The 25,452-nt window shown below is 66.8% G+C and carries 23 protein-coding genes; 7 read left to right on the top strand and 16 right to left on the bottom strand.

Translation table 11 applies throughout. From position 1 onward, the window contains the following. Positions 1-60: 60 nt before the first annotated feature. Positions 61-1,185 carry a glutamate 5-kinase gene (proB, locus tag AC1DR6_RS18755; protein WP_476830777.1) on the bottom strand — a complete coding sequence of 375 codons (1,125 nt, stop codon included), beginning with the start codon at positions 1,183-1,185 and terminating at the stop codon, positions 61-63. Between the two features lie 327 nt (positions 1,186-1,512). Here proB and AC1DR6_RS18750 point away from each other — a divergent pair, with 327 nt between their 5' ends. From AC1DR6_RS18750 to AC1DR6_RS18740, 3 genes are all read left to right on the top strand, one after another. Further along, positions 1,513-1,887, top strand: a complete 375-nt coding sequence (locus AC1DR6_RS18750; protein WP_476830776.1) for a DUF6481 family protein — start codon at positions 1,513-1,515, stop codon at positions 1,885-1,887. Positions 1,888-2,025: 138 nt separating this feature from the next. After that, entirely contained in the window at positions 2,026-3,177 is a 1,152-nt protein-coding gene (locus AC1DR6_RS18745; RefSeq protein ID WP_476830775.1) for a glycosyltransferase family 4 protein, read from the top strand. Beyond that, positions 3,174-3,836, top strand: coding sequence for a class I SAM-dependent methyltransferase (locus tag AC1DR6_RS18740; protein ID WP_476830774.1), 663 nt, complete (start codon positions 3,174-3,176; stop codon positions 3,834-3,836). The genes AC1DR6_RS18745 and AC1DR6_RS18740 overlap by 4 nt, the downstream gene beginning before the upstream one ends. A gap of 8 nt (positions 3,837-3,844) precedes the next feature. Here the strand turns inward: AC1DR6_RS18740 and AC1DR6_RS18735 are convergent, their stop codons facing one another. Further along, on the bottom strand, positions 3,845-5,359 hold the full coding sequence (locus tag AC1DR6_RS18735; protein ID WP_476830773.1) for a methyl-accepting chemotaxis protein: 1,515 nt from the start codon (positions 5,357-5,359) through the stop codon (positions 3,845-3,847). Between the two features lie 130 nt (positions 5,360-5,489). Further along, on the bottom strand, positions 5,490-6,107 hold the full coding sequence (locus AC1DR6_RS18730; protein WP_476830772.1) for an LbetaH domain-containing protein: 618 nt from the start codon (positions 6,105-6,107) through the stop codon (positions 5,490-5,492). Here AC1DR6_RS18730 and phnN point away from each other — a divergent pair. Continuing rightward, positions 6,106-6,705 (top strand): phosphonate metabolism protein/1,5-bisphosphokinase (PRPP-forming) PhnN, encoded by a 600-nt coding sequence (gene phnN / locus AC1DR6_RS18725; protein ID WP_476830771.1) that lies wholly within the window; start codon positions 6,106-6,108, stop codon positions 6,703-6,705. The two genes, AC1DR6_RS18730 and phnN, sit on opposite strands and share 2 nt — an antisense overlap. Positions 6,706-6,817: 112 nt before the next feature. On the opposite strand, the gene AC1DR6_RS18720 is transcribed toward phnN, so the two are convergent. The 8 genes from AC1DR6_RS18720 to phnG all read right to left on the bottom strand — a co-directional run bounded on the left by AC1DR6_RS18720 (position 6,818) and on the right by phnG (position 13,680). Continuing rightward, the gene (locus tag AC1DR6_RS18720; protein ID WP_476830770.1) at positions 6,818-7,513 is read right to left on the bottom strand and encodes a DUF1045 domain-containing protein; all 696 of its coding nucleotides are present in this window, start codon (positions 7,511-7,513) and stop codon (positions 6,818-6,820) included. After that, the gene (locus AC1DR6_RS18715) at positions 7,510-8,649 is read right to left on the bottom strand and encodes an alpha-D-ribose 1-methylphosphonate 5-triphosphate diphosphatase (protein ID WP_476830769.1); all 1,140 of its coding nucleotides are present in this window, start codon (positions 8,647-8,649) and stop codon (positions 7,510-7,512) included. Before AC1DR6_RS18715 ends, AC1DR6_RS18720 begins: the two co-directional genes overlap by 4 nt. A 2-nt stretch (positions 8,650-8,651) precedes the next feature. After that, positions 8,652-9,350: a phosphonate C-P lyase system protein PhnL gene (gene phnL, locus AC1DR6_RS18710; RefSeq protein WP_476830768.1), complete on the bottom strand. Its 699-nt coding sequence runs from the start codon at positions 9,348-9,350 to the stop codon at positions 8,652-8,654. A gap of 188 nt (positions 9,351-9,538) precedes the next feature. Next, entirely contained in the window at positions 9,539-10,345 is an 807-nt protein-coding gene (gene phnK / locus AC1DR6_RS18705; protein WP_476830767.1) for a phosphonate C-P lyase system protein PhnK, read from the bottom strand. 86 nt (positions 10,346-10,431) lie between these two features. After that, positions 10,432-11,463, bottom strand: coding sequence for an alpha-D-ribose 1-methylphosphonate 5-phosphate C-P-lyase PhnJ (locus AC1DR6_RS18700; protein WP_476830766.1), 1,032 nt, complete (start codon positions 11,461-11,463; stop codon positions 10,432-10,434). After that, positions 11,460-12,647, bottom strand: coding sequence for a carbon-phosphorus lyase complex subunit (locus tag AC1DR6_RS18695; protein ID WP_476830765.1), 1,188 nt, complete (start codon positions 12,645-12,647; stop codon positions 11,460-11,462). Before AC1DR6_RS18695 ends, AC1DR6_RS18700 begins: the two co-directional genes overlap by 4 nt. After that, positions 12,647-13,249, bottom strand: a complete 603-nt coding sequence (gene phnH / locus AC1DR6_RS18690) for a phosphonate C-P lyase system protein PhnH (RefSeq protein WP_476830764.1) — start codon at positions 13,247-13,249, stop codon at positions 12,647-12,649. The genes AC1DR6_RS18695 and phnH overlap by 1 nt, the downstream gene beginning before the upstream one ends. Next, on the bottom strand, positions 13,249-13,680 hold the full coding sequence (gene phnG / locus AC1DR6_RS18685; protein WP_476830763.1) for a phosphonate C-P lyase system protein PhnG: 432 nt from the start codon (positions 13,678-13,680) through the stop codon (positions 13,249-13,251). The genes phnH and phnG overlap by 1 nt, the downstream gene beginning before the upstream one ends. A gap of 83 nt (positions 13,681-13,763) precedes the next feature. On the opposite strand from phnG, the gene phnF reads away from it, so the two are divergent. Then, positions 13,764-14,516: a phosphonate metabolism transcriptional regulator PhnF gene (gene phnF / locus AC1DR6_RS18680; RefSeq protein ID WP_476830762.1), complete on the top strand. Its 753-nt coding sequence runs from the start codon at positions 13,764-13,766 to the stop codon at positions 14,514-14,516. Positions 14,517-14,664: 148 nt separating this feature from the next. On the opposite strand, the gene phnE (AC1DR6_RS18675) is transcribed toward phnF, so the two are convergent. The 4 genes from phnE (AC1DR6_RS18675) to phnC all read right to left on the bottom strand — a co-directional run bounded on the left by phnE (AC1DR6_RS18675) (position 14,665) and on the right by phnC (position 18,431). Then, a complete protein-coding gene (gene phnE, locus AC1DR6_RS18675) occupies positions 14,665-15,519 on the bottom strand; it encodes a phosphonate ABC transporter, permease protein PhnE (RefSeq protein WP_476830761.1) in 855 nt (284 codons plus the stop codon). After that, complete coding sequence (gene phnE, locus AC1DR6_RS18670) at positions 15,519-16,397, bottom strand: phosphonate ABC transporter, permease protein PhnE (RefSeq protein WP_476830760.1); 879 nt, start codon at positions 16,395-16,397, stop codon at positions 15,519-15,521. Before phnE (AC1DR6_RS18670) ends, phnE (AC1DR6_RS18675) begins: the two co-directional genes overlap by 1 nt. Positions 16,398-16,608: 211 nt before the next feature. After that, the gene (phnD, locus tag AC1DR6_RS18665) at positions 16,609-17,523 is read right to left on the bottom strand and encodes a phosphonate ABC transporter substrate-binding protein (RefSeq protein ID WP_476830759.1); all 915 of its coding nucleotides are present in this window, start codon (positions 17,521-17,523) and stop codon (positions 16,609-16,611) included. A gap of 86 nt (positions 17,524-17,609) precedes the next feature. Next, on the bottom strand, positions 17,610-18,431 hold the full coding sequence (phnC, locus tag AC1DR6_RS18660; RefSeq protein WP_476830758.1) for a phosphonate ABC transporter ATP-binding protein: 822 nt from the start codon (positions 18,429-18,431) through the stop codon (positions 17,610-17,612). Positions 18,432-18,880: 449 nt separating this feature from the next. On the opposite strand from phnC, the gene AC1DR6_RS18655 reads away from it, so the two are divergent. Further along, complete coding sequence (locus AC1DR6_RS18655) at positions 18,881-19,960, top strand: efflux RND transporter periplasmic adaptor subunit (RefSeq protein WP_476830757.1); 1,080 nt, start codon at positions 18,881-18,883, stop codon at positions 19,958-19,960. Continuing rightward, positions 19,960-23,055 (top strand): efflux RND transporter permease subunit, encoded by a 3,096-nt coding sequence (locus AC1DR6_RS18650; RefSeq protein ID WP_476830756.1) that lies wholly within the window; start codon positions 19,960-19,962, stop codon positions 23,053-23,055. Before AC1DR6_RS18655 ends, AC1DR6_RS18650 begins: the two co-directional genes overlap by 1 nt. A gap of 199 nt (positions 23,056-23,254) precedes the next feature. On the opposite strand, the gene pbpC is transcribed toward AC1DR6_RS18650, so the two are convergent. Then, positions 23,255-25,417, bottom strand: a complete 2,163-nt coding sequence (gene pbpC, locus AC1DR6_RS18645; RefSeq protein ID WP_476830755.1) for a penicillin-binding protein 1C — start codon at positions 25,415-25,417, stop codon at positions 23,255-23,257. Between the last annotated feature and the right edge of the window lie 35 nt (positions 25,418-25,452).

Below are 25,452 nucleotides of genomic sequence, written 5' to 3'. Positions count from 1 at the left end.
CGCAGGGCGCTGTCGCTCGTCATGGTGTGCTGTGCTCAGTTCCGGACATGCGACGCCAGTCTAACCCAGCCCGAGCGCCATGTCGTCCCGGTGGATCATCTCGGCGCGACCGGGATAACCGAGAACGGCTTCGATGTCGCGCGAGGCTTTGCCCAGCACCAGGGCGGCCTCTTCGGCATCGTAGGCGACGAGGCCGCGCCCGAGCAGGGCGCCGGCGGGATCGCGGATCGAGACCGCATCCCCACGGGAAAAGGCGCCCTCGATGCGGGCGACGCCGACCGGCAGCAGGCTCGCGCCGCCGCGCAGCGCGCGGGCCGCACCGGCATCGACATGCAGCGTGCCGCGCGGCTCCAGCGTGCCGGCGATCCAGGTCTTGCGCGCGGTGGCGGGCGTCGATGCGGTCAGGAACCAGGTGCAGCGGCCGCCGGACGCGATGGTCGCAAGCGGATTCTTGCCCCGCCCGTCGGCGATCAGCATATGCGTGCCGCCGGCAACCGCGATCTTGCCGGCCTCGATCTTGGTGCGCATGCCGCCGCGGGACAATTCGGAGGCCGCGCCGCCAGCCATCGCGTCGATCTCCGGCGTGATGCGCTCGACGACGGGGATATGGCGGGCGTCCGGGTCCTTGGCGGGGGGCGCCGTGTAGAGCCCGTCGATGTCGGAAAACAGCACCAGCAGGTCGGCTCCGGCCATCGTCGCGACGCGGGCGGCGAGGCGGTCATTGTCGCCATAGCGGATTTCGCTGGTGGCGACCGTGTCGTTCTCGTTGATGACGGGGATCGCGCGCAAATCGAGCAGGCGACCCAGCGTCGCGCGGGCATTGAGATAGCGGCGGCGCTGCTCGGTATCGTCCAGCGTCAGCAGGATCTGGCCGGCGGTCAGGCCATGGGCGCCCAGCGCCTCGGCCCAGTTGCGGGCCAGTGCGATCTGCCCGACGGCGGCGGCAGCCTGGCTTTCCTCGAGCCGCAAGGGCCCGGACGGCAGGCCCAGCACCGTGCGGCCGAGCGCGATCGCGCCCGATGAGACGACGAGGATATCGGCGCCGTTCTGATGCAGCTCCGCCAGATCCTCCGCCAGCGCGGCAAGCCAGGCGTGGCGCAACCGGCTGCGAGCCCGGTCGACCAAAAGGCTGGAGCCGACCTTGACGACGATGCGGCGGAAGGCGGAAAGGGCGGGCGTCTTCACGGCGGTGCGGATCGGTTGCTGGCGTCAGGGTCAGCCTGTTTGAGGAAAACGCCGCCGATGTAAAGCGTCGTCGCCATTTGGGCTGTATCGAGCGTCGTGATCCTTGGCTCCACCGTTGACAGTTTGGCGTCGAATACCCACCTAAAGGTCGACGGCAGCGGCCTTTGCGTGATCGGATTGGCAAGGTCCCGCGCCCAAAGCGGCCCCCGTTGTGCGCTGGAAGCGGAACAGGCGCGCGCCAAATTCGGTACCAATTTTGCGCGATCTGGATTATTTCGCCCGCGCGGACCTTTTTCATCGTCCGTCACAACCGAGAGAAGATCACCCTTGAAGAACCCGAACGACCGCAGCTTCACCGACCGTCAGTCCAATTCCGCCAAATCCAAGCAGGCTTTGCTTGAGCGCTTCCAGGCGCGGCCGAAGGCCGACGACCCGGTCATGGTGCAGCGACGCGAGGAGCGGGAGGCCATCGCCCAGGCCCGCGCCGAGCGTGACGCGGAAAAGGCCAAGATTCGCGCCGAGCAGGAGCGCCTCGCTGCGCTTGAGGTTTTGCGCCTCGAGGAAGAGAAGCGCCTCGAAGAGATCGCCAAGGAAGTCGCCCGCAAGGCCGAGCAAGCCAAGCGCGACGCCGAGCGTCCGCGCAAGGTGCTGCTGGAGGCGGTGCAGTACATGCAGATGCGGAGCGCCGGCAAGCGCCGCTGAGGCCTTTCCTGCAGCGACCGCAGTGGATTTGGGGCGCCGCGAGCGCCCCTTTTCATGTCGGCTTCGATCGTTTGAGCAGAGGCATGGCCTTGGGGTCTGCCTACTTGACCTTCCCGGCCGCATCGGCCTGATGGCCGCATGCCGCGCAAGCTCCTCTTCGTCGCTACGGAAGACTGGTTCTTCGCCTCGCATTTCCTGCCGATGGCGCGGGCGGCGGGCGAGATGGGGCTGGACGTCGTGGTCGTCGCCCGGGAGCGCAACCACCGCAAGATCATCGAGGCGACCGGTGCGCGGTTGATCGCGCTGGAGGCCGAACGGCGCAGCCTCGATCCGCGCGCGCTGTGGAAGCAGATCGTGGCGCTGAAGGTGCTGATCGCCGCCGAACGGCCTGACATTCTGCACTGCATCGCACTGAAGCCGATCGCGCTTGCCGGCCTTGCGGGCAAGCTCGCGGGGGTCGAACGACGGATTTATGCGCTGACCGGTCTCGGCCTCCTCGGCGCCCGCAAGGATGCAATTGGTGGCGTTGCCCGCTTCGCCGCCATCTCCTGGCTGCGTGGCGCGATCGACGGTCGGCAGGTGCGCTTCCTGTTCGAAAACCCCGACGATCCGGTGACTTTGGGGCTCGATCCGCTGGACCGGGGCAAGGTCGCGATCGTCGGCGGCGCGGGCGTCGATCCGCTGATCCTGATGCCGGTGCCGATGCCGTTGGCGCCGCCGCTCAAGGTGGCGCTGGTCGCGCGGATGCTGTGGTCGAAGGGGGTCGATCTCGCGGTCGAAGCGGTGCGCCTTGCGCGCGCCGGTGGCACCAACGTCACGCTGACGATTCACGGCGCGCCCGACCCGTCCAACCCCAAGGCGATCCCGGAGGCGACCTTGAGAGAATGGGCGGCGCGGCCGGGTATCGACTGGGCCGGGCCGACGCGCGATATCGAGGGTGTCTGGGCGGCACATCATCTCTGCATCCTGCCATCGCGTGGCGGCGAGGGCTTGCCGCGCACGATCCTGGAGGCCGCCGCCTGCGGCCGGCCGATCCTGACGACCGACGTGCCCGGCTGCCGCAGCTTCGTGCGCGAGGGACAGGACGGGTTGGTGGTTCCGGCGGACGATGCGGCTGCGCTGGCCAAGGCGCTGGCGGTCTTCGGCCGCTCGCCGGGGCTGACCGAGCGCATGGGCGAGAATGCCCGCAACCGCCTGCTCGACGGCCATACCGAGCGCGACGTGATGAATGCGGTGAAGGCGCTCTATCGCGGCCTGCTCGAGGCGCCGACGACGGAGGTCGTCGCGTGAGCGGCAACGTCGTGCTCGACCGGGCCGCCTTCATCCGCGAGCACACGCGCCTGCTGCCCGTGCCGCATGCGCCGGAGATCCGGCTGCATGTTGCGGAAGAGGCGACCGAACTCTGGCAGAAGACGGAGGACGAGCTTGCCCTGATCGGCCTGCCGCCGCCTTTCTGGGCCTTCGCCTGGGCTGGCGGGCAGGCGCTCGCGCGCTATCTGCTCGACAATCCGGCGCTGGTGGCAGGGCGGCATGTGCTCGATTTCGCTTCGGGCTCGGGCCTCGTCGCCATCGCGGCTGCAAAGGCGGGCGCGGCCTTGGTCGAGGCTTGTGACATCGACGGCTTCGCTGCGGCGGCGATCGATCTCAACGCCCAGGCCAACGGCGTCGCCGTCACCGCCCGTCTCGCCGATCTCGTCGGCCGGGACGAGGGCTGGGATGTCATCTGCGCCGGGGACGTTTGTTACGAGCGCGCGATGGCGGAGGCGGTGATCGGCTGGCTCGATGCATTGAGCCGGCGCGGGGCCACCGTGCTCATCGGAGACCCAGGCCGCAGCTATCTGCCGAAGGACCGGCTGGAAGAACTCGCGAGCTACCAGGTGCCGGTGACGCGCACGCTGGAGGACGCCGACATCAAGCGCAGCAGCGTCTGGCGGCTGCGCTTGAGCTGAAGCTGGCCTTATGCGGCGGCGCGGCGCGGGCTCGCGGCCGGCTTCTGCGCCTGGTGCTCGGTGCGGAAGCTCGCCACCAGCCGGTTGAGCTGCTCGATCTGGTCCATCAGCGTGCGGGCTGACGCCGCGCTTTGTTCGGCAAGGGCTGCGTTTGCCTGCGTCATCTCGTCCATATGGCTGACGGTCTGGCTCATTTCCTCAATGCCGCTGGCCTGCTCCAGCGAAGCCTGGGCGATCTCTCCGACCGTCGACGAGACGCGGGCCGAGGCATCGACGATCTTCTCCAGCGTCTCGCCTGCCAGCCGCACCAGCCTGACGCCTTCGCCGACTTCGACATCGGAGGAGGCGATCAGGTTGGTAATGTCCTTGGCGGCGTCGGCCGAGCGCTGGGCCAGCGCGCGAACTTCGGCCGCGACGACGGCAAAGCCGCGCCCGGCTTCGCCTGCCCGCGCCGCCTCGACGGCCGCGTTGAGGGCGAGCAGATTGGTCTGAAAGGCGATGCCGTCGATGACCCCGGTGATCTCGGAGATCTTCTTGGAAGCCCCCTCGATGCGCGCCATCGCCTCGGTCGCGTCCTTGACGATGGTGCCGCCGGTGCGGGCGACGGAGGTGGCGTCGTCGGCCAACGAGACCGAGCGGCGCGAGGATTCGGCCGAGGTCTTGACGGAGGCGGCGAGCTCCTCGGTGGTGGCGGCGCTTTCCTCCAGCGCGGAGGCCTGCTGCTCGGTGCGGCCGGACAGGTCCTCGGCGCCGGCGTTGATCTCGCGGGAGGAGTTCGCGATCGAGATCGAGGTCGACTTGATCGTGCCGACCATGTCCTGAAGGCGCTCGAGGGCTTCGTTGAAATTGTCGCGGATCGCGGCGTATTCGGCGGGAATGTCGGCCGACATGCGATGGGTGAGGTCTCCCTGGGCCAAGGCGCCGAGGCCCGCGCGGACATAGGCGATGGCGCGTTCGCGCTCGGCCGTCTTGGTCTCCTCGATGGCGCGGGCCTTGGCCTCGGCCTCGAGGCGAGCGGATTCCGAGGCTTCGAGATAGACCGAAATAGCGTAATCCATGTCGAGCATCGCCGCCTTGACGATGGCGGCGATCTCGGCGGCGCGATCGGCCGCGCCTTCGACCTTTCCGCCGAAGCGGCCCTTCGGCCAGCGAGCCTCGACGACCCCGCCGATCAGCTTTTCCAGAATCAGCGCATAACCGCCGATGTACCAGCGCGGCTCCAGCCCGATGCGGGCATGCACCTTGCCGACCTGCGTCACGGCATCGACATAGCCCTGGTCGAACTGGCCCTGGGAGATCATGTCCCAGTGGCCGCTCTGGCGCTTCTTGGCACCCTCGATCTGCTGCTCGCTGGTGAAGAAGGCCTTGGTCTCGGGCCAGGTCCGCAACTGGGCGTAGAAGGCATCGAGCGCTGCCGGGATCGCCGCCTGCAGGGGCTCGCGTACATCCCGGATGCGGGACTGCGCCTTGGCATCAAGCCCGATGAAATCCAGCCGCGCGGCGAGTTGATCTGACGATGCCATGGACGATGCCTCGAATGTGCCCAGCGGTCTTGCGGACCGTCCGGCACAATCGCAGAACATCGTTAACAAATGTATGCTGGCCCCGCTGAAACCGTATCAGATCGGACTTGGCCGGCTGCTGTGCCGTGGGTCATTCATAGCGGTCGAGAAAGCCCTCGACCGGCAGGTTCCGGAAATCGTCCAGTCCCTCGCGAAGCCGGGCATGGTCCCAGTCCCACCAGGCGAGAGCTCGCAGCCGCTCTGCGATCTCCTCGGGGAAGCGCCTGCGGATGACGCGGGCGGGGTTGCCGGCGACGATGGTGTAGGGCGCGACATCCTTGGTGACGACGGCGCCGCCCGCGACGACAGCGCCGTTGCCGATGTGGCGGCCGGCGAGGACGATCGCGCCATGGCCGATCCAGACATCGTGGCCGATGGTGACGGCATGCGAGCGTCGCCAGTCGAAGAAGGCGTCGTCGTCCTGAGCATCCTCGAAATAGGCGGACGCGCGATAGGTGAAGTGCGACTGGCTCGCCCGGTGCATCGGGTGGTTGCCGGGGTTGATCCGGGTCATCGCCGCAATCGAGCAGAACTTGCCGATCGTCGTGTAAATGACATTCGCGTCATTCACGACATAGGAGTAGTCACCGAGCGTCGATTCCGCGAAAAAGGTGCGCGCGCCGATTTCGGTATAGCGCCCGAGCGTCGCCTGCCTGACCTGCGCGGTCGGGTCGATCACAGGTTCCAGACCCAGTTTCTTGCCGGCCATGACCTCACTCCTCTCCGATGATGTTTCGTCCGCCCCGGTCTCGGGAGCGCTGGTGCTGGTGGTGGGGCCGTCCGGCGCCGGCAAGGACACGCTGATGGATGCGGCGCGTACCGAGCTGTCCGGCGACGAGCGCTTCCGCTTCGCGCGGCGGCTGATCACCCGGCCGGCGATGGCCGGGGCCGAGGATCACGATTCCTGCGACGAGGCGGCCTTCGCGGAAGCTGAGGCTGCCGGCGAGATGGCGCTGGCCTGGCGGGCGCATGGCCTGAGCTATGGCATTCCGGCGGCAGAGCTCGCGCCGATTGCGGCCGGCGCAGTCGTCATCGTCAACATCTCGCGCGGGACCATCGCGGAGGCCGAACGGCTGGCGCAGCGCGTCGTTGTGCTCAACATCACCGCGCCCCCGGCCGTGTTGGCGAAGCGGCTGGCGGCGCGCGGGCGGGAGAGCGAGGCCGACATCGCGGCAAGGCTGGCGCGCGAGGCCCCCCTGACCGCCGAGCATGCCAGGATCGTGACGATCCTGAACGACCGCAGCGTGGCCGAGGCGGCGAGCGATCTCGTCGCTTTGCTGCGCGGGCTGACGGCGCTGGAGCGCTGAAGCGTTTCTCGTCCTTGCGAGAAGCGCAGCGACGAAGCGATTCAGGAGGACTGGGCTGAATGCCTCACCCGGTCTTCCTGAATTGCTTCGCGGTGCTCGCAACAACGGATACTCATCCCAAGGGATGGGAATCGAGCAGTCGGAATCGGCCGGCGCGGTCGTCCTGCCGGTAGAGCGCGATGCGGTCGATGAGGACGGGACCGCGCGGCACGGCTTGCGCATAAGCCTGATCGAGTGCCAGCCGGATCGGGTCGACGCGTTCCGCCGCCAGCGAACCGGTCAGCGTCATATGAAAGTGGAAGGCGTCGCCGACATACGGATAGCCGAAGGCTTCGAGATAGGCGTGCTGGGCCGGGGTCAGCGGGCTCTTGAGGCGTCGCGCACGATCGGCTTCCGACATCGGCGCGCGGAACGGCTCGAAAGCCTGCACCATGGCGAAGGCGAAACGCTGTAACGCGTTGCTCGGCTCGCTCGGAATCAGGGCCACGAACCGGCCAAGCGCGTGAATCGAAAGCCCGGCGAGCGCCACGCTTTCCGTCGCGGCCGCATAGTTGTGGGCGAAGGCCCGCAGCTGGTCCTCGCCACGCCCCTGCGCCAGCTCGAACGGCGCTTTCAAGGTGGCGTGGAAACCGTAGCGACGCGGCTCCGCCGTCAGATCCGGCCATTCCTCAGGGCCGCAACCGGGCGGGACGGCGAAGGGGATGTCCTCCGCGATCAGCGCGTCATAGCCGAGGACACCCGAGCCGAAGCGCCAGAGCGCGCTGTCGGCTGCCGGCGCGTAATAGAGAGCGTAGCGCGGGCCGCTCAAAACGCGCGCTCGCCCTTCGACCAGACGGCGGCGAGGACCGGCGTCGCGCCCAGTTTCTTGAAGCGCACGATGTCGGCGCGCAGTCCCTGTTTCAGGTGGCCGCGATCCTTCAGGCCGAGGATGTCAGCGACCTTCCACGTCACCATGCCCATCGCTTCCGGCAGCGCGATGCCGTGGTCGTCGTTGAGCTTGAGCACGGCTTGCAGCAGGCTGGCCGGGACGTAATCTGAGGACAGGCCGTCGAGCAGGCCTTTCTCAGCCAGTTCCGAGACCGAGACACCGCCGGAATGCGAGCCGCCGCGCACGACGTTCGGCGCACCGGCCACGGTGGCGAGGCCATGGCTCTTGGCGGCCGCCGCCGCTTCCAGCGTGGTCGGAAATTCGGAGATCACGGCACCGGAGGCGATGCCCTCATCGACATGGTCGGGCGTGGTGTCGTCATGGGTGGCAAGCGGGATGTCACGGCTGCGGAAGATATCGACCACGCTTGCCCAGTTCTTGGCGACGTTGGCGGCGCCCTCGCGCTGACGAACCACCACGTCGTCCTCGAATTCCTCGACCGTCTTGCCGTTGCCAACGGCATAGGTCTTGAGGTGTTCGAGGTTGCGCCATTGGCGCTGGCCCGGCGTGTGGTCCATCAGCGAGACGAGCTGGACAAGTTCGTCGTCCTGATAGGGCTCGATATCGGCGAGAAGGTCGGGACTTGTCAGCTCACAGCGCATATGGATGCGGTGATCGATGCGGAAGACGTTCTCGCGCTTGCCCTCGGCGAGGGCCTTCATGACGTCGGCAAAGATGTCCTTGCGGTAGTCCTTTGCGGAGAAGGGCGTGCCGGCGCAGACCGCGTCGTAGACGGTGGTGACGCCTGCCGCCGCCATCTGCGCATCATGCACCAGCGCCGCCGCCAGCCCGTTCGGCCAGAAGACCTTGGGGCGCGGCATGAAATGCTTTTCCATGTTGTCGGTGTGCATCTCGACAAGGCCCGGCGCGACATAGTCGCCACCGATGTCGATCGCGCCCGGCAGGGAGGATCTGCCTTGATCGACTGCCGTGATGCCGCTTTCGTCGAAGGCGATGGTGCCGGTGACGACCTCGTTTTCGAGGATCAGCTTGGCGTTGGTGAGAACGGTCTGCATCGTCAGGCGGCCTTCCGGAAAGCGGTGATGTCGAGATAGCGCGTCGCGACCTTTTCGCGAACGGCCTCGTCGTGGAAAATCCCGACAATCGCCGAGCCTGCGGCGCGCGCCTCGGCGATGAGCTCGACGACCACGTCGCGGTTGGCGGCGTCAAGCGAGGCGGTGGGCTCATCGATCAGCATGATCGGCGAGGGATCGACGAAGGAGCGGGCGATGTTGACGCGCTGCTGCTCGCCGCCGGAGAAGGTCGCGGGCGCCAGGGTCCAGAGCCGCTCGGGGAGGTTGAGCCGGGCGAGCATGGCCTTGGCCTTGGACCTGGCGGCTTCGGGCGTCGCGCCACGCGCCAGCAGCGGGTCGCTGATGATATCGAGCGCCGAAACGCGCGGGATCACGCGCAGGAACTGCGAGACGAAGCCGAGCGTGCGGCGGCGCACGTCGAGCACGGTGCGGGGCACGGCGGAGACGATGTCGACCGGCCGCCCGGCGTGGGTGATGCGGATCGAGCCCTGCGTCGGTCGGTAATTGCCATAGAGGATGCGCAGCAGGCTCGACTTGCCGGCCCCGGAAGCCCCCGCCAGGACCAGCGCCTCGCCGGCTGCGACGGAGAAATTGACGTCGTCGAAGACGGGCAATCGCGTTCCGCCCTGATTGTGCAGGGTGAAGCTCTTTGCGACTTTCTCGACCTGGATCATCGTGGTCATGGTGTCAGTGCCTTGTTCCGGCGAGGTGACGCGGGTGTGACGGGCAGGCTGTCATTCCGGGCGGGCCGGAGGCGCGAACCCGGAACCCACGACTGGGTGAGATAAGATCATGACAGGCGCGATCGCTCACCCGGTCGTGGGTTCCGGGTTCTTCGCTGCGCGAAGCCCCGGAATGACAAAGGGTCAGCTCAAACACTTAGCACCGCCGAAGTGAGAAGCTGTGTGTAGGCATGATGAGGATCGTCGAGCACCTGGTCGGTCAGGCCCTGCTCGACGACATGGCCGTCCTTCATCACCATTAGCCGGTCGGTGAGCAGGCGCGCCACGGCGAGGTCGTGGGTCACGATGATCGCGGCCAGGCCGAGATCGCGCACCAGCACGCGCAGCAGGTCGAGCAGGCGGGCCTGCACCGAGACGTCGAGCCCGCCGGTCGGCTCGTCCATGAAGACGAGGCGCGGCTGTGAGACCAGCACGCGGGCGATCTGGAGGCGCTGCTGCATGCCGCCGGAAAATTGGCGCGGCCTGTCGTCGATGCGGGCGCCGGCGATCTCGACGCGAGCAAGCCAGTCGAGCGCCTGTTCGCGGATCCGGCCATAATGCCGGTCACCACGATCCATCAGCCGCTCGCCGACATTGCCGCCCGCTGTCACGTCCATGCGCAACCCATCACGCGGGTTCTGGTGCACGATGCCCCAGGCCGTGCGCATCAGGCGGCGGCGCTCCTGCTCGGACACCGAGTAGATATCGAGCGGCTCAGGGCCGCCGCGAAACAGAACCTCGCCGGTATCGGGCTTGTCGATGCCGGCGAGGCAGCGCAGCAGGGTCGACTTGCCGGAGCCGGATTCGCCGACGATGCCGAGCACCTCGCCGGGCCAGAGGTCGAAGGAGACGTCCGCGCAGCCGATGCGCTCGCCATAGAAGCGTGAGAGGTTCGCGACGGATAGGAGGAGTGCGGGTTCGAGGGTGGTGTCGGGGAAGGTGGTGTGGAGGGTCATGAAGTTGCTCCCGGCTGGACGGCCTGCATCGTCATGCTCGCCACAAGGGCGAGCATGACGGGGCGGGGCATCAAAAATGCGGAGGGTCATGACGAGGCCTTTCCGACCAGCCCGCTCGCGGTCGCGTCCCCCAGCATCGTCCCGCGATGGCCGTCCGCGCGGCGCGTCTCGCAGAAGTGGCTGTCGGAGCAGACGAACATGCGTCCGCCCTGGTCGTCGATGATGACCTCGTCGAGATAGCTGTCGCTCGCGCCGCAAAGGCCGCAAGGCTGCGTCCAGCTCTGGATGCGGAAGGGATGGTCCTCGAAATCGAGGCTCTTCACGCTGGTATAGGGCGGGATGGCGTAGATGCGCTTCTCCCGGCCGGCGCCGAAGAGCTGGAGCGCCGGCGAGTTGTGCATCTTCGGGTTGTCGAATTTCGGGATCGGCGAGGGCGCCGTGACATAGCGGCCGTTCACCAGCACCGGATAGTCGTAGGTCGTCGTCACCTCGCCGAAGCGGGCGATGCTCTCGTAAAGCTTCACCTGCATCAGCCCGTATTCGGCCCATGCGTGCATCTTGCGGGTCTCGGCCTCGCGCGGCTCCAGCTTGCGCAAGGGCTCGGGCTGGGGAACCTGATAGACGATGGTCTGCCCGCTTTTCAGCGGCGCTTCCGGGATGCGGTGGCGGGTCTGGATGATCGTCGCGTCTTGCGTCGCCTCGCAGGTGCGGGCAGCGGCCGTGCGCTCGAAGAAGCGGCGAATCGAGACCGCGTTGGTGGTGTCGTCGGCGCCCTGGTCGATTACTTTTAGCGTATCGGCCGGGCCGATGATTGCGGCTGTGACCTGGATGCCGCCGGTGCCCCAGCCGCGCGCCAGCGGCATCTCGCGCGAGCCGAACGGCACCTGATAGCCGGGGATCGCGACGGCCTTGAGCAAGGCGCGGCGGATCATCCGTTTGGTCTGCTCGTCGAGATAGGCGTAGTTGTAAGCCGGCTTTGTTTCTCCAAAGCCCTCATCCTGAGGAGAAGCCGCAGGCTTCGTCTCGAAGGATGTTTCAGAGGGTGCTGGAGCATCCTTCGAGACGCCGCTACGCGGCTCCTCAGGATGGGGGCTGAGTTTGGGGAGATGAAGGGTCATTCCGCTGCCTCCTGCAGGGTGTCGCTTTCCTGGGCCAATCGCTCCTCGCGCTCCCTGCGGATGCGACGGATCAGCTCCAGTTCGCCCTGGAAATCGACGTAATGAGGTAGTTTGAGATGCTCGACGAAGCCGGCGGCCTCGACATTGTCGGAGTGGTAGAGAACGAATTCGTCCTGCTGGGCCGGGTATTCCGCCGCTTCGCCGAAGTCGCGGCATTTCAGCGCCCGGTCGACCAGCGACATCGACATCGCCTTGCGCTCGGCATGGCCGAAGACGAGGCCGTAGCCGCGGGTGAATTGCGGCGGCACGTCCTTCGAGCCGTCGAACTGATTGACCATCTGGCACTCGGTCAAGGTGACCTCGCCGAGATCGACAGCGAAGCCTAGCTCCTCCGGCACGAATTCAACCGAGACCTCGCCGACGCGAACCTCGCCCACGAAAGGGTGGCTGTTGCCGTAGCCGCGCTGGACCGAATAACCGAGACCAAGCAGGAAGCCCTCGTCGCCGCGTGCCATCGATTGCAGGCGCACGTCGCGGCCGGCCGGAAAGGAGACCGGGTCGCGCGTCAAGTCGAAAGGGCGGGGATCGCCTTCGGGCGGTACTTCCGCTTCCATCAGGCCCTCGGCGCCGAGAATGTCGGGCACGCGCGGCATGTGGGTGTCGAGCGGAGCTTTCAGGCCGTCATGCTCGGGCTTGACCCGAGCATCCCCAGGCATGGGGGCTCGGGCGCCCTCTCCTTCGGAGGTGGCCGGGCCAAGCCCGGCCATGACGGCTGCGTTCTCCATCAACCCGAAATCGAACAAGCGGTGCGTGTAGTCGTAGGTCGCGCCAAGCACCTGCCCGCCGGGCAAATCCTTGTAGGTCGCGGAGACCCGACGGCGGATCGCCATCGCGGCGGTATCGAGCGGCTCCGACGAGCCGAAGCGCGGCAGCGTGGTGCGGTAGGCGCGCATCAGGAACGCCGCCTCGATCACGTCGCCCTGTGACTGCTTCAGCGCCAGCGCCGCGAGGTCGCGATCGTAGAGCGAGCCTTCGTTCATAACGCGGGCGCAGGCGAGGCCCTGTTGCTCGCGAATTTGGGCCACCGAAATCTCCGGCACGGTCGGGTCGCCACGACGCGCCTCCGCGACCAGATCATGCGTGGCGAGGATGGCAGCCTCGCCGCCTTTGACGGCAACGTACATCAGGCGGCCTCCTCGATCTGCGTCGTGCGCGGGAGGCCGATCAGGTGCTCGCCGCAGGTCAGGATGAGATCGACGCCAAGCGGATAGAGCGCGCCGTTGTCGCGCCATTCGTCATGGAATCCGGCGCGCAGGCCCTGCGGGGCGATCTCACGCGTGCTCTCGATGCCGGGGCCGGAGAGTTTGAGGGCATCGCCGCCCTCCAGCGCCGTGCATTGCAGTATGATCGTGGTCGAGCGTTCCGGAAACTGGTCCGAGCCGGAATCGAAGGCGGACGGTTTCGGCTCGGCGACGCCGGCGTCGAGCACGGCGAAAGCGGCCTGCGCCGGGTCTTCGGTCAGGGTCGAGCCGCAATGGAAGCGCAGCCAGGCGCCGGCCGGGCCGTTGCGCAGCGCTTCGGGTAGCCAGACCGGCGTCTCGTAATCCGCGAGCGTCAGCAGGGCCGTGGCGGTCGCCGGATGCAGCCCTTCGGGGGCGGCGATGGCATCCGTGATGGCAAGGGGCAAGCCGGGCTCAGACAGCGCGGCCAGCAGCGTGCGGAAAGCCGCCTGCGACTGGAAGACCGGATCGGAAAAGCCGGCGGTGATGACAGCCTGGTTCGTCATCACGCCCCCCGGACCAGCGTGAAGAAATCGACCTTGGTCGCCGCCGCCTTGCGCGAGGCCTGCTCGCGGCGGGCTTTTTGGCCCTCGTCCAGCGCGGCGATGCCGGACTGAAGGGCTCCACCCTCGACCTCGTCCTGAAGGCGGGCGTCGATCACGGCGGCGAGCCGCGCCTTGGCGTGGTCGCGGCCGAGCGCATAGGAAAAGCCCATCCGCCCATTCGAGAGCCGCACCACGCAGCGCGTCATCGTGGCTTCGCCGAGATTGAAGCGCCGGCCTGCGCCGCCGGCGCGGCCCTCGACCATCACGGTCCCGGTCTCGGGTGCCTTCAGCACCTCATGCTCGGGCCATGTGCCAATGAGCGTCGCGATCTCGTCGCGGGAGGCGCGGGCGATTACCGCCATCCATCGCTGTCGGGCTGTTTGGGTGTCCATCCGCCGGCTCGCTGGTCAATCTTGAATGTCTAGACTATGATATCTCGGTCGGTGAATGTCTATACTTTTTGGATGAAATTTTGATGACGGATGTAACGCTTCCGATCGGCGCGGATGGCGAGGGTGGAACGGCCTGGCGGCGGATTGCCGACGAACTCGCGCAGGCGATCGAGCGGGAGGATTATCGGCCGGGCGACACGCTGCCGGCCTCCGTCGCGCTGGCGGAGCGCTACGGCGTGCATCGCCACACGGTGCGGCAAGCGTTCCGGCATCTTGCCGATCTCGGGTTGGTGACGGTCGCGCGCGGGCGCGGCACCCAGGTCAGCGCGCGGCGCGTGCCTTATCCGATCGGTCGGCGGGTCAGCATGCGCACCAATATGGGCAAGCTGGGCCTCGTCGGGACAAGTCGAATGCTCTCGTCGGAGCAGGTCTTGGGCGAGGCGTCGGCCTGCAAGGCGCTGGGCCTGAAGACCGGGACACCGCTCTGGCGCCTGCGGGGCCTGAGCCTCGCGGACGGCACGCCGATGGGCACCGGAACGCATTGGCTTTCGGTCGAGCGATTTCCCGATTTCGACCAGGTGTATCGCAAGGCGGAAGGCTCGATCACCGCCGCCTTCAAGGCCTATGGCATCGCGGATTATGTGCGCCTGTCGACGCGGCTGACGGCGCGCATCGTCGACGAGGCCGAGGCGGATCTGCTGGAGATCGCTCCCGAGGCGGCCGTGATGATCTCGACGGCGATCGACGCCCTGCCGGACCTGACGCCGATCCATCTGGTCACCAGCGTCTTCGCGGCCGAGCGCATGGAGATGGTGATCGAGCCGTTCGGGGATTGAGCGGGGCGCTCGTCCCGTCATGGTCGGGCTTGTCCCGACCATCCACGGCTTCTCTGATCGAGCGTCGTGTTCAAGACGTGGATGCTCGCCACGAGGGCGAGCATGACGGTGTGCAAGACGCTCGGGTCTTCCTAGGTCGCCTCTCCCGCTACACCGCCCGCTTGCCGATGATCGCGAAGCGCAGCTTGCTCGACAGGAAGTCGATCGCCGAGACTGCCGCAAGGATTAGCAGGATCAGGAAGGAAACCTGCTGCCATTCCAGGGTTCGGATCGTCTCGGCGAGATACAGCCCGATGCCGCCGGCGCCGACGATGCCGATGATGGTGGAGGAGCGGGTGTTGGACTCGATGAAGTAGAGCACCTGGCTCGCGATCACCGGCAGCACCTGCGGCAGCAGACCGAAGCGGATCTCATGGGCCTTGCCGCCGCCGACGGAAGCGACGCCCTCGACCGGCTTGCGGTCCGCCGCCTCGATTGCCTCCGAATAGAGCTTGCCGAAGGCGCCGAGGTCGCTGGTCATGATCGCCAGCATGCCGGCGAAGGGGCCTAAGCCCACGACATTGACCCAGATCAGCGCCCAGATCAGCGCATCGACGCCGCGGATCGTGTCGAGCGAGCGCCGCGCGAGGAAATGCACGATGCGATTGGCGACGACATTGCGCGCCGCAATGAACCCGAGCGGCAGAGCGAGAATCGCGGCGAGGACTGTTCCAAGGAACGCGATGGCAACGGTTTCGAACAGCGCCCTGACGAAGATCAGCGCGCGCGTCCAGGAGCCGGGATCGGGCGGTAGCATCAGCACGATGAAGGTGCCGAGATTGTTCAGCCCGGTGAGAACGCGCCAGAGCGTTGTCTCCAGCGTGGTCAGCCCATAGACGAACAGCGCGAGCAGCCCGACCACCGTGCCGATGGTGGCGATACGGGTCGTGAGGGAGCCCCGGATCGCGTCACGGTGCCGGGCGAGGATGTCGGCGCGCTCGGCGGCGGTGATGGCGGAGCTCATCAGCGGCCTTCCCGGCTCAGAAGCGCGTGGCGCAGGCGCTCGGTGCCGAGATCGATCAGCATCACGGCGAGGATGATCAGCAGCAGGATAGCGCTGACGTCACTGTAGTAGAACTTGCGGATTGCCTCGATCAGGTCCTGGCCGATGCCGCCGGCGCCGACGAAGCCCATGATGGAGGCGCCGCGCACGTTGATCTCGAAGCGCAGCAGCGCATAGCTGGCGAAGTTGGAAAGGATCTGCGGCACGACCGCGAAGCGGACGATCTGCCACCAGCTGCCGCCGGTCGCGGCGATGCCGTCGACCGGCTTCAGATCGATGTTCTCGACCACCTCGGAGAAGAGCTTGCCGAGTGCGCCCATGGTGTGGATCGCGATGGCGAGCACGCCGGGCAGCGGCCCGAGCCCGAAGGCGATGACGAAGATCAGTGCGAAGACGATATCGGGAACGGTGCGGCAGAATTCGAGGAAGCGGCGTAGGCCGAAGCGCAGCCAGGGCGCGCTGCCGAGATTGCCGGCTGCAGCGAAACACAGAGCGAAGCCGCCGACGACGCCGAGCACCGTCCCGACATAGGCGATCAGCACGGTCTGCCAGAGCAGGCGCAGCCAGCGATGCAGGCCCCAGTACCATTCGCCGAGATCGGCACCGAGCGTCGCCCAATGCAGGCTCGGCACGGTCTGCCAGATGTAGTTCGGGAAGCGATGGATGTTGTCGAAGAACTTGCCCGGATCGACCTCCGATCCGCGCGCCGCCAGCACGACGCAGACGAGAAAGATGGCCGCACCGATCAAGGCTTGGCGGCGCTTGGCGCCGGCCGCCTGCCGATAGGTCTCGGCGTGGGCGCGCACGGCCGGGTCGTTGCGGTCGATCGCGAGGGTCATGAATTCTGCGTCCGTGGCCCGATCAGGCGCGGGGAACCCCTCTCCTGTAAGGAGAGGGGCAGGGGTGAGGTGTAGGCCCTCAGACCAGCGAGGCAAGATCTCACCGCAGCAGCGGTTGGGGCTCAGCAAACATGTCTGCTGGCCGACCCTCACCCTGCCCTCTCCCTCCGGGAGAGGGTTCCTCGCGCCCTAATCGGAAAGAATACAAGGCTTACGAGGACTTCTTCTTACGGAGTTCGTCGACGAACTTGTTCAGGTCGACGATCGGATCGTAGGCGGCGTTGTCGACGGCGACGAGCGGGCCCTGCTTGCCTTCATAGATCTTGTCGAAGGCGGCCTTGTCCTTGGTGGCGAGGTTGAGCACCGCGGCGCGGATCTTGGTCTTGAGGTCGTTCGGCAGGTCGGTGAGGTAGGCCATCGGCGAGTTCACGATCTGCTGCGACTTGTAGATGATGCGGAAGTCGTCCGCCTTGACCATGTTCTTGCGCGACATGCGCAGCAGGTTCGATTCCTGCTCGTCGTTCCACCAGTTGGCGGCCATGTCGATCGTGCCCTGCTGCAGGGCAATGATCGCGTTCTCGTGGCTGCCGGTGTAGACGACCTTGGAGAAGAAGGTCTCCGGATCGATCTTCATGCTGTTCAGCGCGAAACGCGGCACGTTGTTGCCCGAGGTCGAGTTCGGGTCGACGAGGCCGAGGTTCTTGCCCTTCAGGTCCTCGATCTTCTGATAGGGCGAGTCCTTCTTCACGTAGAAGACAGAATAGTAGCCCTTGGTGCCGTCGATGTTAGTCTCGATCGCGAAGGCGTCGACCTTGGCCCCGGTCATCAGGGCACGGGCGAAGGAGGAGGGGCCGTACATGCCGATATGGATGTTGCCGGCGCGTTGGCCTTCGATGATCGCGGCGTAGTCGTTGGCAATGCGCAGCGTGACCTTGGTGCCGAGCTCCTTGGCGAGATAATCCACGAAGGGGGTGTAGCGCTCGACGACGCCAGAGGCGTTCTCGGCCGGGATGATCGCGAAGATCAGCTCGGGATATTTCGCCTTCCAGTCTTGCGCGAAGGCAGGGGCGGCCGCAGCGGCGAGGCCGGCGGCGGCGAGCTTGAGGGTGTGACGACGGGTCAGCATGGTGGATGCTCCTGTTGGGAACGGCTTGATCGATCGGGCAGGTTCGTAGTCGGGCAGGCTCGTCTGGGCGGCGCGGGCGCGGCCGGTCAGGCGATCTTTTCGCGCTTGGCGCGCATGGCTTCGGAGGAGACGATGGCGTCGAGCGCATCCAGCGCCTCTGCGCCGGCGTCCTTGGCCTCGATGCCGTAAAGCTCGGCGGCGACCTCGCGGGTCAGCGCCTGGGGCACGTCGTCGAACACGACCTTGCCGCCGGCCATGCCGATCAGCCGGTCGCAATACTTCGCGGCGATGTCGAGGTCGTGCAGGTTGCACATCACGGTGATGCCGTCCTCGCGATTGATGCGGAACAGCGCGTCCATCACAACCTGGGTGTTGCGCGGGTCGAGCGAGGCGATCGGCTCATCGGCGAGGATGATGCGCGGCTCCTGCACCAGCGCTCGGGCGATGGCGACGCGCTGCTGCTGCCCGCCGGAGAGGGTTTCGGCGCGCTGCGCCAGCAGATGGCCCATGTCGAGCCGCTCGAGTGCGGCGATGGCGCGGACCTTGTCGTCCTCGGAGAAGCTCTTCACCAGCGTCAGCGCCGGCGAACGGTGGTTGAGACGGCCGAGCAGGACGTTGGTCAGCACGTCGAGGCGTCCGACGAGGTTGAACTGCTGGAAGATCATCGCGGTGTCGCGGCGCCATCGCCGCAGATCGGCGCCCTTGAGCGCCGTCACGTTGCGGTCCTCGCTGATGATGCGCCCGGCGCTCGGCTCGGCGAGGCGGTTCAGCATCCGCAGCAGCGTCGATTTGCCGGCTCCGGAGCGACCTATGACGCCGACCATCTCGCCCTTGGGAATCGAGAGCGAGACGTTGTCGACGGCGTTCTTGTCGCCGAAGCGCTTGGTCAGGCCTTCGATACGCAGCATGAGGCGATCCCGGACAGGGCGAGGCATGGCCCGCCACCGGATTTAACCCGGCCACGGCCCTTGCATGCGGTGACTGCTAGGCGCGGCAGATGACGGCCGCATGACGGGCGCAAGACCTGCTTCCCGTCCCGCGTGCGGCGCAGGCACGGAGCCAACGTTTTCGTGAGTTCCGCGAATAGGCCTTGGATGCCGGCTCCGCCGACGGCAGGATACAGAGCGGTTTCGGCAAGCCTGACAGGGTCTCGTTCGTTGGGGCCTGCGCTGTGCGAGCCACATGCAGCCGATGACAGGGATGGCCGGCAGGCATCTTGCATCGGTGCCGGAAACGCTAAGGCCAGCGCCGGATTGATTCAAAACCGTCCATTTCCGGGCGTATGTGGCGCTTGCGCATCTGGTCGGGTGGATCGTTCCAGATAAGACTAATCCAACGTCATGGAGCCGATGTCCCGATGAAGCGGTTTGTTCTCCTCCTCCTGGTCGCTGGCCTCGCAGGTGGCGGATATTACGGCTATCGGCACTATCTGGCCGGGGGCGAGCCGGCCCGGGCCAGTGCTCCGGCTGCGCCCCGCGCCATCCCGGTCGAGGTCGCCGCCGTCGAGCTGATAACCGTGAAGGAAGAGGTCGAGGCGCTGGGCACGCTGGCGGCCGACGAGTCCATCGTGATCGCACCGGAAATCGCCGGCCGCGTCGTCGCGCTCGGCTTCAAGGAGGGCGAGCGCGTCAAGGCGGGGCAGGAACTGGTCAAGCTGGATACCGCCATTCTCGACGCCGAATTGAAGCAGGCCATGGCCGATCTCGGCCTGGCGCGCGACACCAACGAGCGGCTCAAGGGGCTGGTTGCGCGCGGCTCGGGCACGCAGGTCGCGCTCGACGAATCCACCGCGCGGCTCGCCTCCAGCGAGGCGCGGCTCCAGCTCGGCAAGGCGAAGCTGGCGCAATCGACGCTCGTGGCGCCGTTCAGCGGCGTCGTCGGCCTGCGCTCAGTCGGCGTCGGCGATTATGTGCCGGTCGGCAAGACGCTGATCACCCTGACCAATATCGACCCGATCAAGATCGACTTCCGCGTGCCGGAAATCTATCTTGCCCGCGTTAAGACCGGCCAGCCTGTGCAGGTGCGGATCGATGCCGCGCCGGACCGCGCCTTCACCGGGCAGATCTTCGCCATCGACCCGGTCGTCGATGTCAACGGCCGCGCCATCCGCCTGCGCGCCACCGTGCCCAATGCCGATCTCAGCCTGAAGCCCGGCCTGTTCGCGCGGCTCTCGATCGTCATCGACAGCCGCGAGAACGCCATCGTCGTGCCCGAAATGGCGGTGGTGCCGGACGGTATCGGCAAGATGATCTACGTCGCCGAGAACGGCAAAGCGCGCCGCGTGCCCGTCGAACTCGGCAAGCGCCTGCCCGGCAAGGTCGAGGTCATCGGCGGGCTGAAGCCCGGCATGCAGATCGTGACCGCCGGCCAGATGCGCCTGCGCGACGGCGCCACCATCGCGGTCAAGGATTCCATCGTCCGCACGAGCCAGCTCTGATGGGCGGTTTCGAGCTTTTCGTCCGCCGGCCCGTTCTCTCGACGGTGCTGAGCCTGCTGGTGATGCTGGTCGGCATCGTCAGCTATGGACGGCTGACGGTGCGCGAATATCCGAATATCGACGAGCCGATCGTCTCGGTGCAGACAACCTATCGCGGCGCCTCGGCCGAGATCATCGAGACGCAGGTCACACAGATCCTCGAGAATTCGATTGCCGGCATCGAAGGCATCGAGATTATCTCCTCGACCAGCCGGCAGGAGCGCAGCCAGATTTCCGTGCGCTTCCGCCCGGATGTCGACCCCGACGTCGCGGCCTCCGATGTGCGCGACCGTGTCGGCCGGGTGCGCGGGCGCATGCCCGACGAGATCGACGAGCCGATCATCGCCAAGGTCGAGGCCGACGCGCAGCCGATCCTCTATCTCTCGCTGACCAGCACGCGGCACAGCCCGCTGGAGCTGACGGATTTCGCCGACCGCTTCATCGCCGAGCGGGTGCAGAACATCACCGGCGTGGCGGAAGTCCGCATCATCGGGCAGCGTCAGTTCGCGATGCGGATATGGCTAGATCGCTCGCGCATGTCGGCCTACAACGTCACGGTCCAGGAGATCGAGGCGGCGGTCAAGGCRCAGAACGTCGAGATTCCCTCGGGCCGGATCGAGAGCAGCGACCGCGAATTCACCGTGCTCTCCCAGACCAGCCTGACCACGCCGGAGCAGTTCAGCGAGATCGTGGTCAAGGACGCCAATGGCTTCTCGGTCAAGATCAAGGACCTCGCCAAGGTCGAGCTCGGCGCGCGCGAGGAGCGCAACGCGGCCTGGTTCAACGGCAAGCCCTCGGTGACGGTCGGCATCGTCAAGCAGGCGACGGCGAACCCCCTCGACGTCTCCTCCGGCATCCGCGACGCGCTGCCCGGCATCGTCGAGGATCTGCCGGACGGCATGTCGCTGGAACCCTCCTACGACACCTCGATCTTCATCGACCGCTCCATCAAGGCGGTCTACCAGACGATCCTCGAGGCGGTCGGCCTGGTCGTGCTGATCATCTTCGTCTTCCTGCGCTCGTTCCGCGCGACGCTGATCCCGCTGGTGACGATTCCCGTGTCGCTGATCGGCGCCTTCGCGCTGATGTATGCGCTCGGCTTCACCGTCAACACGCTGACCCTGCTCTCGATGGTGCTGGCCATCGGTCTCGTCGTCGACGACGCCATCGTCGTTCTGGAGAACGTCCACCGGCATATCGAGGACGGCGTGAAGCCGACGCAGGCCGCGGTTCGCGGCATCAACGAGATCGCCTTTGCGGTGATCGCGATGACGCTGACGCTGGTGGCGGTCTATGCGCCGATGGCGTTCTCGACCGGGCGCACCGGCAAGCTCTTCATCGAATTCGCGCTGACGCTGGCCGGCGCCGTGCTGGTCTCGGGCTTCGTCGCGCTGACGCTGACGCCGATGATGTGCGCCAAGCTTTTGCGCCACCATGAAAATCACGGCTGGCTGTTCAACGTGCTGGAGCGCGGCTTCAACGGGCTTTCGCGCGGTTACCGCGCCTCGCTCAGGGGCGCGTTGTCCATGCGCCCGCTGGTCGTGCTGCTGGCGGTGGGCGTGGCCGGCGCCGGCTATTACTACTTCACGCATCTGCGCTCGGAGCTTTCTCCGGTCGAGGATCGCGGCACCATCAACGTCATTGGCGTGGCGCCGGAAGGGGCGACGCTTGCCTTCACCGCCGATTACGCCCGGCAGGTCGAGCAGTTCTTCAGCAAGATCCAGGAGGTCGAGAGCTCGCTCGTCATCGTCGGCTTCCCCGACGTGACGCGCGCCATCGCCTTTGCGCGGCTGAAGCCGTGGGAAGAGCGCGAGCGCAAGCAGCAGGACCTTGCCGCCCAGATCACGCGCGAGTTGTCGCAGATCCCCGGCATCCGCCTGTTCGCGACCAACCCGCCCTCGCTCGGTCAGGGCGGGGCCAACAGCAAGCCGGTCGAGTTCGTGCTGCGCTCTTCGGAGCCCTATGAGCAGATCAAGGCTTATGTCGACCTGCTCCTGGCGGAGGTCGCAAACTCGCCGGTGCTGACCAATATCGAGACCAACCTCATCCTCGACAAGCCGCAGATCAAGGTGACGATCGACCGGCAGCGGGCTGCCGATCTCGGCGTCGGCGTCGATGTGATCGGCCGCACGATGGAGACGCTGCTGGGCGGGCGCCAGGTCACGCGCTTCAACATGAACAGCAAGCAATACGACGTGGTGCTGCAAGTCGCCGGCAGCGAGCGCAACACGCCTCAGGCGCTGCAGTCGATCTATCTGGTCGGGCGCAACGGCGCCGTCGTGCAGCTCTCGAGCCTCGTCAAGATCGACGAGGGCGTCGCGCCGAAGGAGCTGATCCGCTTCAATCAGCTGCGCTCGGCGACGCTGACCGCGATCCCGGCGCCGGGCTATTCGCTCGGCGATGCGCTTAAAGTTCTGGAGGACGCGACCGCGCGCGTGCTGCCGCCGACGGTGCAGGTGGATTATTCCGGCCAGAGCCGTGAGTTCAAGCAGTCGGGCGCGAGCATCTTCGTGGTCTTCCTGCTGGCGCTGGGCTTCATTTATCTGGTGCTGGCGGCGCAGTTCGAGAGCTTCGTCGATCCTGTGGTGATCATGGTCTCGGTGCCGCTCTCGCTGACGGGGGCGCTCGCCGCGCTGTATTACAGCGGCGGCACGATGAACGTTTACAGCCAGATCGGGCTGATTACGCTCGTCGGCCTCATCACCAAGCACGGCATTCTGATCCTCGAATTCACCAACCAGCTGCGCGAAGAGGGCAAGGAGATCGTCGACGCCCTCATCGAAGCCGCGGAACTGCGCTTGCGGCCGATCCTGATGACCACAGGCGCGATGGTGCTGGGCGCCGTTCCGCTGGCCATCGCGCACGGTGCGGGTGCGGAAAGCCGCTCGCAGATCGGCTGGGTCATCGTCGGCGGCATGACCTTCGGCACGCTGCTCACGCTCTATGTCGTGCCCGTGGCCTACAGCTATCTGGCGCGCAAGACGCATGGTTCGCGGCAGGGCGCGCATGAGGCCGGGCACGGGGCGCAAGCGGCTCACCCCGCGCCGGCGGAATAAGCCCGCGACCCATACGTGTCATGATCGGCCTTGTGCCGACCATCCACGTCTTTGCTGGTCGAGCGCTGTGTTCACGACGTGGATGCTCGCCACAAGGGCGAGCATGACGGGTCAACATTTCCCGCAAAACTGATCCCCGCTTCTGGACGCCAGGCCTATCCTGCGCCCGAATGGCGGTTTGGGTGAGTCGGGCCGCTGGCTACTGCAGCCGCACCGAGACGCTCTCACTCGCGCCGCTGCCGTCCACCACCGAGATCCGCATGAAGCCCTTGCCGGGCGGGGCCCATTGCGCTTCGCGGCGGAGCAAGGGCGCGGTGATGGGGGCGCCGTCGACCAGCCAGGTATAAGGCGGTGAGCCGCCGGCCGCCTTCAGGCTGAGCTGGCTTTGCCCTTCGAGACTCGCGGCCGAGAGGTCGATGCGCGCCCCGTCCGGCGGAAAGGCGAGGCGCAGCGTCGGCGTCGCGATCGCGGCGACGGTTTTCGGCACGTCCTGCCGCAGATGGCGGAGCGGCGGCGGCAGATGGTTCGTGCTGGCGACGATGGCGTCGGCCGGCTGCGGGAAGGGCCGCGGGTCGATGCCGAGCCGGGCAAAGGCATCGAACAGGATCGGGGCTGCGACCACCCGCCCGACCAGCCCCGGCACAGCGCCGTTATCGGCACGCCCGACCCAGACTCCGATGGTGTGCGTGCGGTCGAACCCGACCGCCCAGGCGTCGCGATAACCGTAGGAGGTGCCGGTCTTGTAGGCGATGCGGCCGGGCACGGCGTTGAGCGGCGGCGGCGCGCCGAGCAGCGTGTCGGCGACGTACCAGGCGGCGACGGGGGTAACGAAGCGTTTCGATGAGCCCTCATCCTGAGGATCGCCGAGCCTAAACTTGAGCTCTGTCATCTTCCCCCTGCGCGCCAGCCCGACATAGCCGCGCGTCAGATCCTGCAAGGTAATGCCCAATCCGCCGAGCCCGACCGCGAGGCCGGGCGCGCCGCCTTCCTTGGGCATGGCGAGCGAGAGGCCGGCATCGCGCAGTCGCGTCAGGAAGCGCTGCGGGCCGAGAGCAGACAGCAGCTCGACCGTCGGCACGTTCAACGAAAGCTGCAACGCCTTGCGGGCGCTGACCATGCCCTGGAAGCCCCTGTCGAAATTCTCCGGCACGTAAGAACCGAAGCGGGCCGGCCTGTCCTCCAGCATCGTCTCGGGATGGGCGATGCCGTTGTCGAAGGCGAGCGCATAAATGAAAGGTTTGAGCGCCGAGCCGGGCGAGCGCAAAGCGCGGGTAAGGTCGAGCGAGCCGGCCCGCTCGGCAGCGAAATAATCGACGCCTCCGACCGAGGCGCGGACCTCGCCGGTCTCGTTGTCGACGGCGATCATCGCGATCGAGACTTGGGGATTGAGACCCAGGCTGCGCTCGCGGGCTAGTCCCTCCAGGCTCTTCTGCAAGCGGGCGTCGAGCGCAAGGCGATGAACGCGTTGGGACGGCGCCTCCGCCACCACCTGCTCGGCGACATAAGGGCTGAGATTGGGGAAGGGCTTACGCTCGGTCGGGATATCCTCGTCCCGCGCGGCAGCGACTTCGCCTGGCGTGGCGAGGCCGGCCCTCTCGACACGGGCCAGCACGCGGGCGCGGGCCTTTCTTGCGGCTTGCACGAAGCGGTCTGGCCGGCGCGTCTCGGGCGATTGCGGCAGGGCTACGAGCAGCGCGGCCTCCGCCGTCGAAAGCCGCTTCGGCTCCTTGCCGAACCAGGCGAAGCTCGCGGCGCGCACGCCTTCGAGATTGCCGCCGAAAGGCGCGAGGTTGAGGTAGAGATCGAGGATCTGCGCCTTGTCGAAGCGCCGCTCCAGCTCGACGGCCCGCACCGCCTGCCTGAGCTTGGCGAGCAGGGTTCGGTTGTCCTGCGGCTCCAGCAGGCGCGCGACCTGCATGGTCAGCGTCGAGCCGCCGGAGATGACCCGGCCGTGGCGCAACATCTGGCCGGCAGCGCGGAGCAGGCCGAGCGGGTCGATGCCATGATGACTGTCGAAACGCTTGTCCTCATAGGCCTTGAGCATGGCGAGATAGCGCGGATCGACCTCGTCGGAGGTGACGGGGAGCTTCCAGCGGCCGTCTGCGGTGAGAAAGGGGCGCAGGAGCTTGCCTTCGCGGTCGAGCACCACGGTCGAGCGATCGGCCGCCGGGGCGAGATCGAGCGGGGGGAGGGCGCGGATGTAGAGGGTGAGGGCGGTCGCTGTGATGACGACGACAAGCGCGCAGGCACCGGCGGCGACCTTCAGTTTGCGAAAGCGTGGCCGCCGCTTCCCTTCGCCGCTCAAAACTGAAAGAGGGCCGGCAAAGCCATTTCGGATAAGAGTCGACAACCTCGTCGTCATGGTCGGGCTTGTCCCGACCATCCACGTCTTCCCTG

Source organism: Allobosea sp. P5_A5 (assembly GCF_056400625.1).
This window is presented reverse-complemented; position numbering and strand designations above follow the sequence as displayed.

Bases quoted from the DNA above. Each gene is read 5' to 3' on its own strand.
- AC1DR6_RS18715 (WP_476830769.1), bottom strand. From the start codon at position 8,649: ATGCAGACCGTTCTCACCAACGCCAAGCTGATCCTCGAAAACGAGGTC.
- phnD (WP_476830759.1), bottom strand. From the start codon at position 17,523: ATGCTGACCCGTCGTCACACCCTCAAGCTCGCCGCCGCCGGCCTCGCC.
- pbpC (WP_476830755.1), bottom strand. From the start codon at position 25,417: ATGACGACGAGGTTGTCGACTCTTATCCGAAATGGCTTTGCCGGCCCT.
- phnC (WP_476830758.1), bottom strand. From the start codon at position 18,431: ATGCTGCGTATCGAAGGCCTGACCAAGCGCTTCGGCGACAAGAACGCC.
- phnG (WP_476830763.1), bottom strand. From the start codon at position 13,680: ATGGACACCCAAACAGCCCGACAGCGATGGATGGCGGTAATCGCCCGC.
- AC1DR6_RS18695 (WP_476830765.1), bottom strand. From the start codon at position 12,647: ATGTACGTTGCCGTCAAAGGCGGCGAGGCTGCCATCCTCGCCACGCAT.
- phnK (WP_476830767.1), bottom strand. From the start codon at position 10,345: ATGACCCTCCACACCACCTTCCCCGACACCACCCTCGAACCCGCACTC.
- AC1DR6_RS18730 (WP_476830772.1), bottom strand. From the start codon at position 6,107: ATGGCCGGCAAGAAACTGGGTCTGGAACCTGTGATCGACCCGACCGCG.
- AC1DR6_RS18745 (WP_476830775.1), top strand. From the start codon at position 2,026: ATGCCGCGCAAGCTCCTCTTCGTCGCTACGGAAGACTGGTTCTTCGCC.
- AC1DR6_RS18735 (WP_476830773.1), bottom strand. From the start codon at position 5,359: ATGGCATCGTCAGATCAACTCGCCGCGCGGCTGGATTTCATCGGGCTT.
- AC1DR6_RS18700 (WP_476830766.1), bottom strand. From the start codon at position 11,463: ATGACCCTTCATCTCCCCAAACTCAGCCCCCATCCTGAGGAGCCGCGT.
- phnF (WP_476830762.1), top strand. From the start codon at position 13,764: ATGACGGATGTAACGCTTCCGATCGGCGCGGATGGCGAGGGTGGAACG.
- phnN (WP_476830771.1), top strand. From the start codon at position 6,106: ATGACCTCACTCCTCTCCGATGATGTTTCGTCCGCCCCGGTCTCGGGA.
- AC1DR6_RS18655 (WP_476830757.1), top strand. From the start codon at position 18,881: ATGAAGCGGTTTGTTCTCCTCCTCCTGGTCGCTGGCCTCGCAGGTGGC.
- phnH (WP_476830764.1), bottom strand. From the start codon at position 13,249: ATGACGAACCAGGCTGTCATCACCGCCGGCTTTTCCGATCCGGTCTTC.
- phnL (WP_476830768.1), bottom strand. From the start codon at position 9,350: ATGACCACGATGATCCAGGTCGAGAAAGTCGCAAAGAGCTTCACCCTG.
- phnE (WP_476830760.1), bottom strand. From the start codon at position 16,397: ATGACCCTCGCGATCGACCGCAACGACCCGGCCGTGCGCGCCCACGCC.
- phnE (WP_476830761.1), bottom strand. From the start codon at position 15,519: ATGAGCTCCGCCATCACCGCCGCCGAGCGCGCCGACATCCTCGCCCGG.